At 32.4% G+C, this 16,500-nt stretch carries 18 protein-coding genes; 9 read left to right on the top strand and 9 right to left on the bottom strand.

Features of this window, described 5'->3' with window-relative positions:
• Window positions 1-53: 53 nt before the first annotated feature.
• The 5 genes from SJY34_RS13560 to SJY34_RS13540 are packed head-to-tail and all read right to left on the bottom strand — an operon-like array spanning window position 54 to window position 4,743.
• Window positions 54-1,316: a POTRA domain-containing protein gene (locus SJY34_RS13560; RefSeq protein ID WP_400076503.1), complete on the bottom strand. Its 1,263-nt coding sequence runs from the start codon at window positions 1,314-1,316 to the stop codon at window positions 54-56.
• A complete protein-coding gene (locus SJY34_RS13555; protein ID WP_400076501.1) occupies window positions 1,313-2,053 on the bottom strand; it encodes a hypothetical protein in 741 nt (246 codons plus the stop codon). The genes SJY34_RS13560 and SJY34_RS13555 overlap by 4 nt, the downstream gene beginning before the upstream one ends.
• On the bottom strand, window positions 2,050-3,060 hold the full coding sequence (locus SJY34_RS13550) for a glycoside hydrolase family 113 (RefSeq protein WP_400076499.1): 1,011 nt from the start codon (window positions 3,058-3,060) through the stop codon (window positions 2,050-2,052). The genes SJY34_RS13555 and SJY34_RS13550 overlap by 4 nt, the downstream gene beginning before the upstream one ends.
• A 56-nt stretch (window positions 3,061-3,116) precedes the next feature.
• On the bottom strand, window positions 3,117-4,001 hold the full coding sequence (locus SJY34_RS13545) for a hypothetical protein (RefSeq protein WP_400076497.1): 885 nt from the start codon (window positions 3,999-4,001) through the stop codon (window positions 3,117-3,119).
• A 55-nt stretch (window positions 4,002-4,056) separates the two neighbouring features.
• Window positions 4,057-4,743: a DUF547 domain-containing protein gene (locus SJY34_RS13540; RefSeq protein WP_400076495.1), complete on the bottom strand. Its 687-nt coding sequence runs from the start codon at window positions 4,741-4,743 to the stop codon at window positions 4,057-4,059.
• Between the two features lie 231 nt (window positions 4,744-4,974).
• On the opposite strand from SJY34_RS13540, the gene SJY34_RS13535 reads away from it, so the two are divergent.
• Genes SJY34_RS13535 through SJY34_RS13515 form a run of 5 tightly spaced genes read left to right on the top strand, consistent with a single transcriptional unit; the run spans window position 4,975 to window position 10,520 of the window.
• Window positions 4,975-6,279, top strand: coding sequence for an NAD(P)/FAD-dependent oxidoreductase (locus SJY34_RS13535; RefSeq protein ID WP_400076493.1), 1,305 nt, complete (start codon window positions 4,975-4,977; stop codon window positions 6,277-6,279).
• 2 nt (window positions 6,280-6,281) lie between these two features.
• Window positions 6,282-7,871: a 4Fe-4S binding protein gene (locus SJY34_RS13530; RefSeq protein WP_400076491.1), complete on the top strand. Its 1,590-nt coding sequence runs from the start codon at window positions 6,282-6,284 to the stop codon at window positions 7,869-7,871.
• A complete protein-coding gene (locus tag SJY34_RS13525) occupies window positions 7,871-8,341 on the top strand; it encodes a toxin-antitoxin system YwqK family antitoxin (protein ID WP_400076489.1) in 471 nt (156 codons plus the stop codon). The genes SJY34_RS13530 and SJY34_RS13525 overlap by 1 nt, the downstream gene beginning before the upstream one ends.
• A complete protein-coding gene (locus tag SJY34_RS13520) occupies window positions 8,341-9,030 on the top strand; it encodes a glycosyltransferase family 2 protein (protein ID WP_400076487.1) in 690 nt (229 codons plus the stop codon). Before SJY34_RS13525 ends, SJY34_RS13520 begins: the two co-directional genes overlap by 1 nt.
• Before the next feature lie 56 nt (window positions 9,031-9,086).
• Window positions 9,087-10,520 (top strand): cellulose synthase family protein, encoded by a 1,434-nt coding sequence (locus tag SJY34_RS13515; RefSeq protein ID WP_400081400.1) that lies wholly within the window; start codon window positions 9,087-9,089, stop codon window positions 10,518-10,520.
• On the opposite strand, the gene SJY34_RS13510 is transcribed toward SJY34_RS13515, so the two are convergent.
• The gene (locus SJY34_RS13510; RefSeq protein WP_400076485.1) at window positions 10,517-10,945 is read right to left on the bottom strand and encodes an SRPBCC domain-containing protein; all 429 of its coding nucleotides are present in this window, start codon (window positions 10,943-10,945) and stop codon (window positions 10,517-10,519) included. The genes SJY34_RS13515 and SJY34_RS13510 overlap by 4 nt on opposite strands.
• A gap of 106 nt (window positions 10,946-11,051) precedes the next feature.
• On the opposite strand from SJY34_RS13510, the gene SJY34_RS13505 reads away from it, so the two are divergent.
• A complete protein-coding gene (locus tag SJY34_RS13505; RefSeq protein WP_400076484.1) occupies window positions 11,052-12,515 on the top strand; it encodes a mannosyltransferase in 1,464 nt (487 codons plus the stop codon).
• A 55-nt stretch (window positions 12,516-12,570) separates the two neighbouring features.
• Here SJY34_RS13505 and SJY34_RS13500 read toward each other — a convergent pair whose 3' ends face one another.
• Window positions 12,571-12,981 carry a hypothetical protein gene (locus SJY34_RS13500; protein WP_400076482.1) on the bottom strand — a complete coding sequence of 137 codons (411 nt, stop codon included), beginning with the start codon at window positions 12,979-12,981 and terminating at the stop codon, window positions 12,571-12,573.
• 46 nt (window positions 12,982-13,027) lie between these two features.
• Complete coding sequence (locus SJY34_RS13495; protein ID WP_400076480.1) at window positions 13,028-13,354, bottom strand: hypothetical protein; 327 nt, start codon at window positions 13,352-13,354, stop codon at window positions 13,028-13,030.
• Between the two features lie 260 nt (window positions 13,355-13,614).
• On the opposite strand from SJY34_RS13495, the gene SJY34_RS13490 reads away from it, so the two are divergent.
• The 3 genes from SJY34_RS13490 (at window position 13,615) to SJY34_RS13480 (ending at window position 15,528) form a co-directional block, all read left to right on the top strand.
• On the top strand, window positions 13,615-13,755 hold the full coding sequence (locus SJY34_RS13490) for a hypothetical protein (protein WP_400076478.1): 141 nt from the start codon (window positions 13,615-13,617) through the stop codon (window positions 13,753-13,755).
• A 192-nt stretch (window positions 13,756-13,947) separates the two neighbouring features.
• Window positions 13,948-14,382, top strand: coding sequence for a carboxypeptidase-like regulatory domain-containing protein (locus tag SJY34_RS13485; protein ID WP_400076476.1), 435 nt, complete (start codon window positions 13,948-13,950; stop codon window positions 14,380-14,382).
• A 135-nt stretch (window positions 14,383-14,517) separates the two neighbouring features.
• Window positions 14,518-15,528 (top strand): transglutaminase domain-containing protein, encoded by a 1,011-nt coding sequence (locus SJY34_RS13480; protein WP_400076474.1) that lies wholly within the window; start codon window positions 14,518-14,520, stop codon window positions 15,526-15,528.
• Window positions 15,529-15,643: 115 nt separating this feature from the next.
• Here the strand turns inward: SJY34_RS13480 and SJY34_RS13475 are convergent, their stop codons facing one another.
• Window positions 15,644-16,483 (bottom strand): pseudouridine synthase, encoded by an 840-nt coding sequence (locus tag SJY34_RS13475; protein WP_400076472.1) that lies wholly within the window; start codon window positions 16,481-16,483, stop codon window positions 15,644-15,646.
• Window positions 16,484-16,500: the final 17 nt, after the last annotated feature.

Here is a 16,500-nt window from a genome sequence, read left to right as displayed (position 1 = left end):
AATTCGAACAGCAAAATAATCTGCTAACTTAACTCTTGTTTATTTTGCTCTCATTAAAAATACTGCCCAATACCAAAAACCAAACCTTGGGTCGCATCTGGAGTCACACCAATGCCATAATCGATTCTAAAAATAGCATTGAATATTTTTTTATGAATAAAACGTAATCCAACACCTGGATAAACTCGTAAATTTTGAGAATCTGCAAAATCACCAAAGTCGCCTCCTGGATTTCTCCAGCTTCCAGCATCTATAAAAGCATTTCCCTGTAAAGAAAACCAACCCTTTTCGTATATTGTGTGTCGATATTCTGTATTTAAAACAATTGCGGCTGTACCTCTATCAATAATATTACCAACACCTCTAATATTTAAATTATTATCTACAGCGAATGGTGCAAATGGTGTTTCATTATTTGTTGCTACACCCAAACGCAAACGATTAGCCCAGTTTCCTCTTTTTCCAAAACGTTTAAAATATTGAAAATCATTCCAACCAATTAAAAAGTCAGGTAATTGGCCATCGTCTCTAGAATGTACATATTGAAAATTGAAAATGCTACGAAAACCCTCAACATACTGATAATCGTAATTAAGGTTATTATATTCGTAAATCAATTTATACAACATCTTTTTTACTAAAAGTGCTTGAGGTACATTAGGGTTCGTAGCACCCGACTTATATTCATAATCTTCTGTGAAAAAATTAACGCCTGCCTCTATTCTGTTGGTGAAATTAATTTGATAGAGTCCTAAGGCTTCAATCGACTCGTTATTGTAACGATAATCCGCTGTTGTATTATCAAAAAATACAGGTTCTTGTGTCGTTAAATTTTGAAAGTTAACTGCTAATCCTAATTGTCTCGAAAACAGATATGGTGCCCTTAAATTTATAGCATAAGAATCATATATATCCTTTTGATAAAAACCACCAAATGTAATGTTCTGACCAAATAAATTAAACTCATACAAACCTAAACGATATGCAAATTCATCATCATTAGTTGTATATACATTAGCCGAAGGAATAATTGTAAAATTCTCTTCGATATTATAAAAGACATTAAACTCATTAGGTTCTTCCGCAGGAAATACCTGGTAGTATGCATGTGCTATAGAAGGTAAGCGTTTAAGTAGCCTGATATCCTCTTCTATCACTGCAGAATCTAAAACAACTCCGGGTTTTATATTAGATATCTTTTGAACAAATGTACTTTTTAGTTTTTTATTGCCTTGTACCTTTAGGTCAGCTACTTTATTTTGCGAAAAACCAACCACACAAAAACCAAAGAAAAGTAGAATTAAAATTCGTGTCATTGCAAGGTAAATTGTGAAATAAATACTTCATTCACCCAATTATCTTCACTCACATCCATGATTGTGAATTTGTAATCTTGTCCGAGCATCAGATCAGGAGGCGTGCCATTCGTAATATTTAAAACCACATTAGATGTATTATAATATTGAAACTGTGTTTCAAAAGTATAAGTTCCTGAGATTAAATCATCATTAACAGTGGACAAAACTTGAAAAAATATAGCATTATCAGCTTCAGAATTAACGTCCCAACTAAAAAGTGGCATCAATGGCTCTTCTTGGTTGATGTCAATTTGATTTGAAAAAAGTGTTGGTTGCGAATTATTTTTAGCTCTTATTGGATTAGAAATCTTAATTTCGTTGTTAACCTCAAACGTTACAATAAACCATCGCTCAGAAGCAAATGAACCGACAAATTTTCGAAGATATCCATTAAAAAAAGGAACATCGCTCAAAGTAATAAGAGTATAATTTGAAAAGTCATTAGGATCTACTTCACTTGAATTAGTCTCGAATAATTTATAATTTGAAGTATCGCTTTCAGGATAAAAGTAAATTTCTAGAGTATCTGGGTTTAAAATATCATTTCCAGCACAAGCTATAACAGCTCCGGTTTCAAAAATTTCACCTTCAATATAGGCAGATAATACACTATCATTCTTTTGTAAAGTACTTGCATCTTCTGTTGAGCAAGATATCAATAGAAACGTAACCAGTATACACTTTAAAATTTTCATTCTTTTATTTTATAATAGTCTGTTATAACCGCTTCCACAGGTTTATTCTGAGGAGTAAACATTGGGTTATCTTTACCTCCAACTTTATCATAATCATGAAACCACTTCCATATAAAACCACCTGCAAACCAGTTCTCTTTCCAGAAGGTTTCGTATAGTGCTTTTGTTGTATTAACCTGGGCTTCTAGGTTAACTTCTTTCATACTCCGATCTGAAACCCAAGGTTTACGACCCGAAAAATCTACACTTCTGTAACCATACTCTGTAAATAGAACAGGTTTCTCATAATCTTTTGCCATTTTAGCAATGATAGGTTTATGCACTTTCCAACCTTCAATGCAGTCTTCAAAAGATGGTGTTTTTTCATCACTTACAGGAAAATAAGCATCAACTCCGATATAGTCTAATTGATCCCAAAATGGTGTTCTTCTAAATTCATCCCAATTGGCTGCATATGTTAGTTTACCGGAATAAATTGTTCTTATTTTTTCAATTAAACTAGACCAATACTCAGGTCTGTATTTTACAAATAATTCTAGTTCTGTACCAATACAAAAGATTTCAGCATTCATCTCTTCTGCAAGAGTTACATATTCTAATATAAAACTTGAATATGACACTTCTAATTCCTTCCAGGTGGTTTCCGACGTCATCATAATCTCACCTGTAAATTCACCTCTCCAAACCCAAATTTGAGGCTTTATCATTATTTTGATATTTTTCTTCCGAAGCTCTTCTATGTACTGTTGTGCACCTGCTCTTGTTTCACCAAACCATTGCCGATCTGTATTATGAATAATCTCTGGATGCTCTAAATTTTTAATAAAGCCAAAAGGCATTATCGCTGCATAATTAGCGTTGACGTTGACCACCGGATTTACATGAGATTCATCAATTACATCTCGAGATGCTACAAAACTGACACCATTAATTTTTTCTTGTTGTCCATTACAGGCTGACAAAGTCACTAATAGAAAACAAAAAATTAGGTATTCAAAAATCTTCATAAGATTATATTAAACACCTAATTTATATAAAATAGAGCTAACTCGGATGAGATTTGTTAAAACAATGCTCTTAATCCTATATTAAAAGTTTGACCTAGACCAGTATTATTTCCTCTTACAAAGTTTGAGTATAAGAATTCTATGTTAAGCTCATCTGTAAGTTGGTACTTTGCACCTCCACCAAGTATAGTAGCATCTTGACTAAAGTCATTGGAACCAGCATCGTTGGCACCAAAAGAAATTAATTGCAATTGTTGTGCAAATGCAAGAACTGTAAACTTAGAACTAGGAAAATAACTTAAAAAGGCTCCTGGTATTAAACGCAGACTATTGTATGCAAAGCTATCCTGATCTCCGAAATTATACTCAGTATTCAATTCGGTAAAAATTTGCCAATCACCACTCGGAAAGGTGTAGTCATAGAAAAATCTATTTTGAAAAATATAACCAGACTGGTCTAAAAACACACTATTTTCAGTCTCGTTATCAATCAACGGAATATGAAAGGCGGTTTGAATCGTAAAATTAGAAACACTTTTTATAGGGTTAAATTTTACAGCGGGTGCAAAAGAGGTTAAACCAGATCTTGCCGTATTGGCCTCACCATCAAAAGAAAACACATCAAAAGCTCCTCTATCGCCAATGACATTAGATCTAATTTCAAACAATAGACCAATATTAAAATTAGAATTTTCAGAAATCCCTGTAAAAATGTCTACAGAGGATGTAAAAAATGTCTCTCTAGGTTCTGTACCATTTGTAAATGTACTCTCAGTTTGCGTGTACAAGTTATTAAACCACTTAATATCCCATTGCCCTTTATTTAATAGTTTTGAAGGCGTGTATTCTTGGATGACACTTTTCTGGGAATCTTCATCTTCTTGTGTAAGACCTGTAAAAGAGATCATCAGGATTACTAATAATATACTTAATTTTTTCATTATTGCTTTTTTTGATATTCCCACTAAAGTAGAAATCTAATTATTTGATTGTTTTTTATTGTTTGTTTAAGCTCCAGTTATAAGTAAAATAACTTAGTTTAAAATTATCTGGTATTTTTTCTGTTCTGTACTTATTTATAAAGTCTATTTCCGTAATTCCATTCATTGTGAAATCTTCCTTATACCATTTCATAATTTCAGAAGCTTGTACTCTTTTCTTCTTAGTATTTACTTTTAGGAAATCACCATTCAATGCCGTTTTCGTTTGGGTTTCTAACTGAGTATCTAATGTTTCTGGCATATATGCTTCACTAATTAATGGAGGACAGCCTATAGCACCACATACCAACACAAAATGAAAGCGTGCATCTTTAAACTTAGCTCTAAGTAGCTTGTGTTCAATATCATTTAGCGTAATGTTTTTTCCACCTAGATTATACGTTGTCTTATCAAAAAATCCTTTATTATCTAGGGGAGACTTTGTAGGGTAGTTGTCAATAATACCTTTGATTACTGAAATATTATAAGCGTTAATCCAAAAGGCTTGGTAATTCTTTGCGTCTGAAGCGTCAACTGAAACACCTTGTGCTATCTCTAAAAGTTCATCTAATGCAGATTGGTCTCTATTAATATCTGAATATGACACTTTTCCATTATTAACATGTGTTTCTAAAAACGTATTTGTCTTAGAAAGAAACGTCTCTAAATCTTGAGCATTTAAACCAAATGTTATTAGAAACATTATAAAAAAACTATATATTTTCATAATTCTAAAATTAATTTTTATTCATTTATTGGCTCTTCTGTCGAACTTAAAATCATGGACTTACAAGAATTTTAAAAGAATTTCAACGTCTAACTTAACTCTAAAACCTTACAAACACATTTTAATTTAAATCCTTTCTAAATTGAATACTTCAATTAAGTTATTACCTTTAAGAACGACAGAACACTAACTGACAACCAAATTTTTATGGAGAATATAGTTATAATCGGAAATGGAATTTCTGGTGTTACGCTAGCAAGACATATCCGAAAACTTTCTGATAAGAAAATCACCATTGTTTCGGCCGAAACGGATTATTTCTTTTCACGTACCGCATTAATGTATGTATACATGGGACATATGAAGTTTGAACATACGCAGCCTTATGAAAATTGGTTCTGGAAAAAGAATAGAATCGAACTCAAAAAAGGTTACGTTAAAACTGTTGAAACAAAATCTAAAACGCTTCATTTTGCTGAAGGTGATACACTACAATACGATAAATTAGTTATTGCAACAGGCAGCAAACCAAACAAATTTGGTTGGCCAGGACAAGATTTAGAAGGTGTTATGGGCATGTATCACAAACAAGATTTAGACAATCTTGAAAAACATGCACCTAATAAAGAGCTCTGTAAACGTGCAGTAATAGTTGGTGGAGGACTTATCGGAATAGAGCTAGCAGAGATGCTAAATTCTAGAAGCATTCCAGTTACCTTTTTAGTACGCGAATCTAGTTTTTGGAATGGTGTTCTACCTTCTGGTGAAAGTGAAATGATTAATAGACATATAAAAAATCATCATATTGATTTGCGTTTATCAACAAACTTAAAGGAGATAAAAGCAGATGAAAATGGTAAAGTGAAATCTGTAATTATTGAAGAAACAGGAGAAGAATTACCATGTAACGTGGTAGGTTTAACCGCAGGTGTATCTCCTAATATAGATTTTATAAAAGGCTCTAATATTGAAGTAGGTCGTGGTGTAAAAGTCAATCGTTTTTTAGAAACCAATATTAAAGATGTATATGCCATTGGAGATTGTGCTGAACAGCATGAAGCCATAGGCAACCGACGACCAATAGAAGCTGTTTGGTACACAGGTCGTATGATGGGAGAAACTTTAGCACAAACTATTTGTGGTAACCGCATTGAATACAAGCCAGGTCATTGGTTTAATTCTGCAAAGTTTATGGATATCGAATATCAGACTTATGGTTGGGTATTTGGAGATAAAGGACGACCAGAATATGAACAACATTTCCATTGGAAACACAAAGATGACACTAAATGTATCACTGTAGCTTTCCATAAAGACACTAATGAATTTTTAGGAATTAATACCTTCGGAATTAGAATGCGACATGAAACCTTTGATAAATGGCTTACTGAAAAACGCAATGTCGACTACGTTATGAATCACCTTTCCGAAGCCAATTTTGATCCTGAGTTTTATTCAAAATTTGAAAATGAAATTCTTTCCGCGTACAATAACCAACTACAAACCGTATAAAAATGAGCAATAAATTAAATCATAGTATGTCTTTGGCGAAACCAGACGCTTTAGATATCACGACAAAACAGAAAGTCGCATTGGCAATCGGTGTTGTAGGATTATTTATTTTAACCTTAGCGCTTTTCAACACTAACTTCCCTAACAAAGGCTTGTTCTTAACATTATCTCTTGGGTTAATTGTTACAGGAACAGTAATATATTCTAGAGAAGCATATATAAATAAATTAGAAGGCATAAAAAACGATGGTCAGTGGTTTAAATCTATTTCGTCACGTGGTGTTTGGGGCTGGATTGTTGGTGTTATTCTTACTGGATTTTATATTGTACTTTACTTCTATCCACAATATTTAGGGCTTGGTGCAGATGGAGCTGCAAACACTGGTTTAATTAGTTTATTTGACCCTTTAAGTCAGCTATTAAGTGGAAGAAATGCAAGTCAATGGTTTGTATATGGTACACTTTACACTGTTGCTATTTTAGCCTTCGGTTATAAGTTCATTCTAAAATACAGACACAATCGATATCAACAGATTCGTACCGTTTCTGTCATGTTTTTTCAATTAGGTTTTGCCTTTTTGATTCCTGAGTTTATGTACGTAATGAATAATGATTTACCATATTACGATCTTAAATCTATGTGGCCACTCAACTATTATATTTTTGATGAATGGTCTGTAAATGGATTTCTTTCAAACGGTAATATTGGATTGGCTTTAATTCTTTTTGGCATCATAACCATATTTGTTATTTCACCAATCTTAACTTATAAATTCGGAAAGCGTTGGTATTGTTCTTGGGTTTGTGGCTGTGGTGGATTAGCAGAAACTGCTGGAGATTCATTTAGACATTTATCTTCTAAAAAAATGTCTGTCTGGAAAATAGAACGTTGGTTAATTCATTTAGTATTGGTCTTCTCTGTCGTTATGACAACAGCAATGGTATATACCTATTTGGGTTACGATAAAAATGATTTCTGGCTAACCAGAGGAGTATTCATTTCATTAGTAATAGGTTTTTTAACCTTGGTTTTTGCCGCAGTTCTATTTTTTAAAGGAAAAGAACTAGGAAAAGACGCTAAATATGGAGCCATTGGATTTTTTGCTGTGATAGCATTATTATTAATTATGCATTTTACAGGCACAACAGATAATGTATTCTATATCAAAGGTGGTGCATTACGATCTGCATATGGCATTTACATAGGCTCCATATTTTCAGGTGTTATTGGCACAGGCTTCTACCCTATTTTAGGAAGTCGCTCTTGGTGTCGTTTTGGTTGTCCTATGGCAGCCATATTAGGATTTCAACAACGTTTATTTTCTAAATTTAGAATTACAACTAATGGCGGTCAATGTATTTCTTGCGGTAATTGTTCTAACAGTTGTGAAATGGGCATTGATGTAAGGCATTATGCTCAAAAAGGGGAAAACATTGTACGTTCAAGCTGTGTGGGTTGTGGTATTTGTTCTGCAGTTTGCCCAAGAGGAGTGTTAAAATTGGAGAATGATAGTATGAAAGGAAGAATTAATCCGACTGAGGTTTTATTAGGTAACGATGTTGACTTAATGGATCTTGTAAATCAAAAGTAATGCGATTAGTATTTATTTTCTGTCTTATTTGTAGTTTTGTAACTGCGCAAAAACACTATCAAAAAAATTATTTTGATAATGGTAATTTAGAATCTGCTGGTTGGATAGAAAATGGAAAAAAAACTAAATACTGGAGAACCTATTACGAAAATGGTACTCTAAAATCTGAAGGGCACTACAAAAATAATCTGAGGACTAAATTTTGGAAATTATACAGATCAAGTGGGTTAAAAGAAAGTGAAGGTCATTTTAAAAATGATAAGAAAACAAAATGGTGGATTTTTTATGACAAAAATGGTATAATAAACCATAAGTGCCAAGTCGCAAACAATCAAAAAAATGGGTATTGCTTAATGTATAAAAATGAAAAGCTAACTTCGGCAGTAAAGTATTCTAAAGGAGAACGAATTAAAGAATGGACAGATTTAAAGTCATTTAAGAAAGAAAACAAACTCTCAGATTTATATTAATGACCAAAATTGTTGTCATAATTCCTGCTTTTAACGAAGAGGATTCTATTCCGAAAGTTATAAAAGATATTCCTAATAGTGTTGAAGAAGTTATTGTGGTAAGCAATAATTCTACTGATAGCACAGAAACCAATGCTAAAAATGCTGGTGCTACAGTGTTAGTTGAAAACCAAAAAGGTTACGGTTATGCCTGTTTAAAGGGTATGAATTACATAGCAGAGCAAAAAGAGAAGCCAGATATCGTTGTTTTTTTAGATGGCGATTATAGTGATTATCCCGAAGAATTGACTAAAATCGTACAACCCATAATTACCGAAAATATTGATTTTGTTGTTGGTGCTCGTGTTAAGGAATTGCGAGAAGCAGGAGCAATGACAAAACCGCAAATATTTGGTAACTGGCTAGCAACTAGTTTAATGAAGTTATTTTTTGGTTCAACATTTACAGATCTAGGACCTTTTAGAGCTATTAAGTATAAAAAGCTTTTAGACTTAAAGATGGAAGACAAAACTTATGGTTGGACCGTTGAGATGCAGCTCAAAGCTTTAAAGCAAAAACTAAGTTATATAGAAATACCCGTTAATTATAGAAATAGAATAGGCGTCTCAAAAGTTTCAGGTACGATAAAAGGTGCTATCTTTGCAGGCGTAAAAATCTTGACATGGATTTTTAAATATAGTTTTAAGTGATATATCTTCAGTATACTATAATTGTAATTTACACTATTGCCATAGTGCTTATTTTTATGTACTCTTTAGCGCAATTAAATCTGTTATACAATTATTTATCTTCAAAGAAGAAAAGAGAAAAGTGTGATACTTTTGATTTAACAAATCCTGAAGAAGTGCCTTACGTTACCATTCAGCTTCCTGTTTTTAATGAGATGTATGTAATGGAGCGTTTATTAGACAATATTGCTCTAATAGAATATCCAAAAGACAAGTTAGAAATCCAGGTTTTAGATGACTCTACTGACGAAACAGTTGCTACTACTAAAGCTCAGATTGATAAGCTTGCAGCGACTGGATTAGACATTACTCATATTACCAGAACCGATAGAACTGGTTTTAAAGCTGGTGCATTAAAAGAAGGTTTAGAAATTGCAAAAGGTGAATTCATAGCCATTTTTGATGCCGATTTTTTACCACAACCTAATTGGCTAAAACGTACCATCCCTTATTTTAAAAATGAAAAGATTGGTGTGGTACAAACGCGTTGGGGACACATTAATAGAAATTACTCAATACTAACTAAAATACAAGCATTTGCCTTAGATGCACATTTTACTTTAGAACAAGTTGGCAGGAATAGTAAAGGGCATTTCATCAACTTTAATGGTACAGCTGGAATTTGGAGAAAAGAATGTATTATCGATGCTGGTAATTGGGAAGGAGATACACTTACGGAAGATTTAGATTTAAGCTACAGAGCGCAACTAAAAAATTGGGAATTTAAGTATTTAGAAGATGTTGAAACTCCTGCGGAATTACCAATAGTTATTAGCGCTGCACGTTCTCAGCAATTTCGATGGAATAAGGGCGGAGCAGAGAATTTTAGAAAAATGCTGAAACGCGTTGTTACCTCTAACAATATTTCTACAAAAACAAAAATACATGGTTTACTTCATTTATTGAATAGCACTATGTTTTTAAGCATTTTTACCGTTGCAATATTGAGTATTCCTATGCTTTACATAAAGAATGAATATGCACATCTTAGAAATTACTTTTATGTAATGAGTTTCTTCGTAATGAGCACCATCATATTCTTTGTATGCTATTGGTTTATGTATAAGAATATTTATGGAAGTGGATTTAAAAAATTCTTTGGTTATATAGGCATGTTCTTTACATTTTTCTCAATAGCTATGGGCTTTTCACTACACAACTCTATTGCAGTTCTAGAAGGACATGTAGGTAAACGCAGTGACTTTGTGCGTACACCAAAATTCAATCTGAGTAAGTATAAAGATAATTGGAAAAACAATAAATACCTACGAAAAAACTTATCGCCTAACGTCATTATTGAAGGCCTTTTAATGCTCTACTTTGGTTTTGGTATGTATAGTGCTTTTATTGTTGGAGACCAAGGTGGTGATTTTGGTTTATTCCCATTTCATTTGATGCTATTTATAGGCTTTGGCTATGTATTTTTCAAGTCTTTAAGTGCTAAAGTCTAGTTTCTTTCCTCAAACGGAATACTAATTCCTTTCTCCAAATAATCTTTCAATCCTTTCAATAACATGGCCCAACAAAAGGAAGAATGTTTAAAATGGTTGTTACATTCTGGCCAATCCTTATGGAAAAAATTGAGACAGATGCCTTTGTCTTTCTGTTTTAAATTAAAACCAAATGTTGTTGGGTTCCAATCGTCATCAGATTTAGTCATTTTATAGTGAATATGATCCCATTGTTTACAACTTTTTACTTCTGCAAACCAATCGTATTCATCTGTAAAATTGAAGTTATACTCCTCACCTACCACCGGAGTTCCAGAGCATTTTAGTGGCCACCAATTTATTAAATATTCTGGTTCTGAAATTGCTTTGTAGACACTTTCTTTATCGCTCTTAATTATAAAATTGAAGTATATAGAATGGCTCATAATTTAGCTTTCTTTTAATTAAAGTTATTAATCTTTTTTTAAAATTGTTGAAATTGTCCCCTTGAGTGGACTTTAAGGGTCTTAAATAATTATATCTTTGATTTTTATGCTCGGATTAAACAACTTATTCAAATATCATAAAACACCGCTTCTCTTTATTGCATTGAGTAGTATTTTTTATCTCTCATTCGCATATGATCTAGTAAGAACAGATATTACAAAGTTGTTGCTGCTTTATGTGGCATTGTTTGTATTTGCTTATCAAATAATTAAGACAACGGGCTTTTATACTTCGACTAAGCTCAGCACAGGTTTTAGGCTACTTGTAGTATCTGCTATATTATTCCGGCTCTTGTTTTTATTTGCAATGCCTAATTTATCACAGGATTTCTATCGCTTTATTTGGGATGGACGTATGATACTCGAGGGTTTAAACCCTTATCTCTATACTCCAGATTCGTTTATTCAAAAGGGAAATATTCCAATCTCTCAAGCCCAAGAATTATATAATGGAATGGGAGAACTCAGCTCATCTCACTTCACCAATTATCCACCGATAAATCAACTCTGCTTTGCAATCGCAGCATTATTTTCTGGAAAAAGTATTTTAGGCTCTGTTATGGTAATGCGGATTTTAATTATTGGTGCTGACATAGGAACCCTTTATTTCGGAAAAAAGCTTTTAGAGCGTCTTAAATTACCTTCAAATAGAATCTTTTGGTACATATTAAATCCATTTATAATTATAGAGTTAACAGGCAATCTTCATTTTGAAGGAGTCATGATTTTCTTTTTAGTTTGGAGTTTGTATTTACTTCATTCTGGTAAATGGAAATGGGCTGCTGCTATTTTAGCTTGCTCAATTTCCGTAAAGCTTATTCCTCTTATGTTTTTGCCTTTGTTTTTTTGGTGGTTTAGGAAAAACATAAAAGAGAACGTCATTGCGAATGAAATGATGCAATCTGTCCCCAACGACCGGATTGCTTCGTCAAAAATTCCTCGCAATAACGTATTCAAATTAATTTCATTTTATGCCATAGTTGGCATTACCACAGTATTGCTTTTTCTTCCTTTTTTCTCAATGGAATTCGTTTACAACTACTCCAAAACAGTTGGGCTTTGGTTTGGGAATTTTGAATTTAATGCCAGTATTTACTATCTCGCAAGAGAAATTGGGTATGCCATAACTGGATATAATGAAATTGCCATTATCGGAAAAATGCTTCCGGTAATATCATTGGTTGTAATTTTAGGATTTTCTTTTTTCAGAAAGAACAATACCATCCCGAAATTAACCACTTCAATCCTATTAGCTTTTACTTTCTATTTATTTCTAAGTACTACTGTTCATCCCTGGTATATTGCAACTTTAGTTATTCTTTGTGTATTTACTAAATATAGATATCCTTTAGTTTGGTCCTTAGTTATTATCTTAAGCTATTTAGCTTATTCTAATACTGAAAATTCGGAGAATTTATGGATTATTGGTTTGGAATATACTATTGTATATGTTGCTTTTGTTTGGGAAGTTCTATTAAAAAAAAGACTACCTACTATTAGTAGTCTTTAGTTTTATTCATAATATTATAACAGCACTAAGTTTAGGGTATTTTGTTTTCTCGCACTCATTCTTTAGTTATTTTTCTTCCAACTCTTAATTCAATTATTGCGAGTACTAATATTATAGCTATTTCGATTAAAATATATACCCACCCTAAACTCGTAACGGTTTCGAAATGATAAAATACTAATCCTATTGATATACAACAATATATTAAATTCAGTACCGCTATTATTTTCAAAAATAGTCCAATATTTAGATGTCTTTTTTGATAACAGTAGAAGTCATAGATTGCAAAAAATATTGGTATTGATGCAAGGTAATATAGCACTGAAGAAGGAATACCAAAGATTGTTTCAAATTTAACTAGTACGATTCCTAAAAAAAAAGCAGATAGTATTGCGCCAAGTCCATCAATCAAAAAAAGTTTTTTTGCATTCAATTCAGCTTTAATTGTTAAATGTTCAATTAGCATACTTTATTCTTTTTTTAATCTTTATGAGCTTAATGAAAATATAGATCTAACTAAAATCTTCATCTTCAGCACCAGGCTCTAAATCCGGGTCTACTACTGCATCCGGATCGTCATCATCAAAGTCTTCATAATCATCTACATCATAATTTTCCATCGTCAATTCTAGTTTTGTACTTACTTTAACTAAATATTTGGTGTCCTCAGTGGTTACCTCAACAGCTTCTATCAATTCATTTTTTGCATTTTTAAATGAAATGATTTGATCATCGTCATAGCCATATGGGTATTTTTCAACTAATAGGGCTAAAATTTCTGGAGTCAATTTTTTAAAGTCGACTATTACTCGTCTTAGATGTGCGTCTTTCGGTTTCATTAGGTAATTTCTATTTATTCTATTTGTCAAATATAATATCCCTTTCGAACACCTCTTCGTGACAAAATTCTCGCAATGGATATTTTATAATTATTTAGAGCTAATTTTTACTAAAAATACTATTTATTTGTAATCTAATTTAGTGATTTGTAAACTTAAGTCGTATATAATTTATTGCTAGTATGCGCAACTAACCATATACAGACATGATGAAACTCATTTATAAACCCAATAAAAAAAGAAAACCCAAAACATTAATTATGAATTATAAAAAAATCATTACCAGCTTATTGATAATTGCAACAATCTCTTTTGCTTCTTGTACGGAAGACGATGAGCCTTGTACCGAAACAGTTTGTCCTGATGGATTTAATAGTTGTTTTGAAAAACCTTGTGAGTAAAGGAATAGAAACTAAAAACATTTTGTAATACAGTATATAATTCTTTGCTGTTTATGGTAGTTTTTGAAACATTATTCAACCTTCCCTAAACTAAAGTACCACTTTACTCACTAAACTATTGCTATAACTCAAAACTATTTTTAACTTGTACTCGTTGCTTATAAATTTGAGGTAAACAAAACAATTAGAATTATGAAAACGCAATTAACATTAACTCAGAAATCAGGCTTTAAAACTTTGAGTTTTACAACTATTATGATGCTTATGCTCCTTGTTTTTAATCCTGTCAATGGGCAAACAAAAACAACTACCTCAACAGAAGCAGTAACAAATGAAAGAACGATTAAAGGTTTAGTTAGTGATGAAACGCAACCGCTTGAGGGTGTAAACGTCATTAAAAAAGGTACCAAAATCGGTACAGTTACTAATGAAAAAGGTGAATTTACTTTTCCAAGCAAGCTAAATACTGGTGATATTTTACTCTTTAGTTATTTAGGTTACGAAACTCAAGAAATAGAAATTAAAGACAATACCACATTTATTACTTTAAAACTAACAGCAGATTTAGTAGAAATGATAGGCACATTAGATACTGCAAAGCCTTATAAGTCTAAGCGTAAAAATTAAATTATATTGATAAAATCTAGTCTCTTCGAGCGCTACCAAAAGTAAAATATTTTTTACTTGTAAGTATCTTGCAAAACAAGTCGAGAGTCTTTTATTGGTCTCGACTGCGCTCGATTAGATAATAATCAAATTTTATTGAAATCACTCATATTCATATTACTATTAACCGTATTCCAGTCTCATGCTCAAATCGCTGACTTTGACCATATCAGTTTTAAAAAGGCAGATAGTATCGCATTGGGATGCAAGGATGAAGGTTTAGATAATTTACCTCAACTCGCTTATCAACTTACATCTAAATTAGACACAGAAGTTGAACGATTTAGGGCCATTTATCGATGGGTTTGTAACAATGTTGCAAATGACTACAATTTGTACTTAAAGAATAAACGTAAACGCCAACGTTATAAAGGTGATAGCATTAAATTTGAAACTTGGAATAACAACTTCAGAAAAACACTTTTTAAAAGGCTTCTAAAAGACCAGAGAACCATTTGTACTGGTTATGCTTATTTGGTAAAAGAATTAGCGCAACTCACCAATCTAGATTGTGAGATTGTGCAAGGCTATGGTAGAGTAAGTACAACAGATATTGAGAACCTCAATTTACCCAATCATTCTTGGAATGCCGTAAAACTTGATAATAAATGGTATTTATGCGATCCTACTTGGGCAAGTGGCATTCCGAATCCCGAAACCAATAGATTTAAGTTTCAGTATAATGATGGCTTCTTTTTAGCGAATCCCGAGCTTTTTGCGGTTAATCATTTTCCGGTGGAAGCTAAATGGTGGCTTTTAGATGAGGACATTCCAACATTTGAAACGTTTTTGGCATCACCAGTTATTTATGGCAAAGCTTATAAAAATCTCAGTCTTCATATTGCACCAAAGCAAATGCACCATACCATTAAAAAACACGAAAAAATAGCCTTTGAGTACCAACTGAATAAAACCATTGAACCAAAAGACATTAGTTTCATGATTGATAATGGTTTTAATAATTCGAAAACTAAACCTCTGTCTGTATCAGTAAAAGACAAATTGTTAAGTCTAGAGCATCAATTTAAAACATCTGGTTTTTATGATGTTCATTTCTATATTGGTGATGACTTAATTTCTACTTACACTGTTAGTGTTAAAAACTGATAGCTCTAGTTTAATTTAATACTAATTGTGTTCTTCTATAATTCAACAAATCACGCACTACGTGTTACTTGTTAGATGAACAGTAAGATTAAAAAAATGGTGCTGATTCTAGTAACTACAGCATTTTCAAGGTGTTTATTTCTTGTTCTGTTAAATGCTTCCAGTGACCTCTAGGAATGTCTTTTTTTGTTAAATGACCAATAGCAACACAATCAATTTTAACAATATCATAGTTAAAATGATCAAAAATAGTGCGTAAAATAGTGTTTCCTGTATTCTTGATTTTAATCCCTATTTGATTTTTAGATTCTCCTTGTATATAACTCACCTCTTCAACAGCGACTAGTTTACCTTCAACCTTAAAGCCTTCTTGAATCTTTTTTAGATCTTCGAACTTTAAATTTTTATCCAATTCTACCTGAAATAGTCTTGCTACGCCATTTTTAGAGTTTGTGAATTTTTGAACCACTTTATCATCGTTAGTAAACAATAATAAGCCCAAAGAATTTCTTCCTAAACGACCAATGGGCTTTATATTAGCATTGGTAGCATTAGCTACCAAATCCATGACGGTTCTCCCTTTACCTTCTGCTGTAGTTGTGGCAAAACCTTTGGGTTTATTCAGTAAAACGTACACTTTAGCTTCTGGAGTTATTCGTTGACCATCAAAACGAACATCATCGTCGCGTCTTACTTTATAACCCATTTCAGTTACTACTTTACCGTTGACTGAAACTAGACCAATAGCAATATTTTCATCTGCTTCGCGACGAGAACATACACCAGAATTAGCTATATATTTATTTAAACGAATCTCATCTGGGTTAGATGGTTTAACAAGTTTTACTTTCTTCTTAAACGGAGCATTTCCTCTAGCAAAGTTTTTAGTTCTGCCAGTAGCATTTTGGCTTCTTGAAGTCTTTCCTTTTCCTTTGCTATCTTGGTGTCTGCTCATAGTTGTAAATTTTTGCA

The organism is Winogradskyella sp. R77965 (genome assembly GCF_044594915.1).
Lineage (GTDB): Bacteria > Bacteroidota > Bacteroidia > Flavobacteriales > Flavobacteriaceae > Winogradskyella.
The sequence above is the reverse complement of the archived record's forward strand: the minus strand, read 5'-3'. Positions and strand labels throughout refer to the sequence as shown.

Bases quoted from the DNA above. Each gene is read 5' to 3' on its own strand.
- SJY34_RS13560 (WP_400076503.1), bottom strand. From the start codon at position 1,316: ATGACACGAATTTTAATTCTACTTTTCTTTGGTTTTTGTGTGGTTGGT.
- SJY34_RS13555 (WP_400076501.1), bottom strand. From the start codon at position 2,053: ATGAAAATTTTAAAGTGTATACTGGTTACGTTTCTATTGATATCTTGC.
- SJY34_RS13550 (WP_400076499.1), bottom strand. From the start codon at position 3,060: ATGAAGATTTTTGAATACCTAATTTTTTGTTTTCTATTAGTGACTTTG.
- SJY34_RS13545 (WP_400076497.1), bottom strand. From the start codon at position 4,001: ATGAAAAAATTAAGTATATTATTAGTAATCCTGATGATCTCTTTTACA.
- SJY34_RS13540 (WP_400076495.1), bottom strand. From the start codon at position 4,743: ATGTTTCTAATAACATTTGGTTTAAATGCTCAAGATTTAGAGACGTTT.
- SJY34_RS13535 (WP_400076493.1), top strand. From the start codon at position 4,975: ATGGAGAATATAGTTATAATCGGAAATGGAATTTCTGGTGTTACGCTA.
- SJY34_RS13530 (WP_400076491.1), top strand. From the start codon at position 6,282: ATGAGCAATAAATTAAATCATAGTATGTCTTTGGCGAAACCAGACGCT.
- SJY34_RS13525 (WP_400076489.1), top strand. From the start codon at position 7,871: ATGCGATTAGTATTTATTTTCTGTCTTATTTGTAGTTTTGTAACTGCG.
- SJY34_RS13520 (WP_400076487.1), top strand. From the start codon at position 8,341: ATGACCAAAATTGTTGTCATAATTCCTGCTTTTAACGAAGAGGATTCT.
- SJY34_RS13515 (WP_400081400.1), top strand. From the start codon at position 9,087: ATGTACTCTTTAGCGCAATTAAATCTGTTATACAATTATTTATCTTCA.
- SJY34_RS13510 (WP_400076485.1), bottom strand. From the start codon at position 10,945: ATGAGCCATTCTATATACTTCAATTTTATAATTAAGAGCGATAAAGAA.
- SJY34_RS13505 (WP_400076484.1), top strand. From the start codon at position 11,052: ATGCTCGGATTAAACAACTTATTCAAATATCATAAAACACCGCTTCTC.
- SJY34_RS13500 (WP_400076482.1), bottom strand. From the start codon at position 12,981: ATGCTAATTGAACATTTAACAATTAAAGCTGAATTGAATGCAAAAAAA.
- SJY34_RS13495 (WP_400076480.1), bottom strand. From the start codon at position 13,354: ATGAAACCGAAAGACGCACATCTAAGACGAGTAATAGTCGACTTTAAA.
- SJY34_RS13490 (WP_400076478.1), top strand. From the start codon at position 13,615: ATGAATTATAAAAAAATCATTACCAGCTTATTGATAATTGCAACAATC.
- SJY34_RS13485 (WP_400076476.1), top strand. From the start codon at position 13,948: ATGAAAACGCAATTAACATTAACTCAGAAATCAGGCTTTAAAACTTTG.
- SJY34_RS13475 (WP_400076472.1), bottom strand. From the start codon at position 16,483: ATGAGCAGACACCAAGATAGCAAAGGAAAAGGAAAGACTTCAAGAAGC.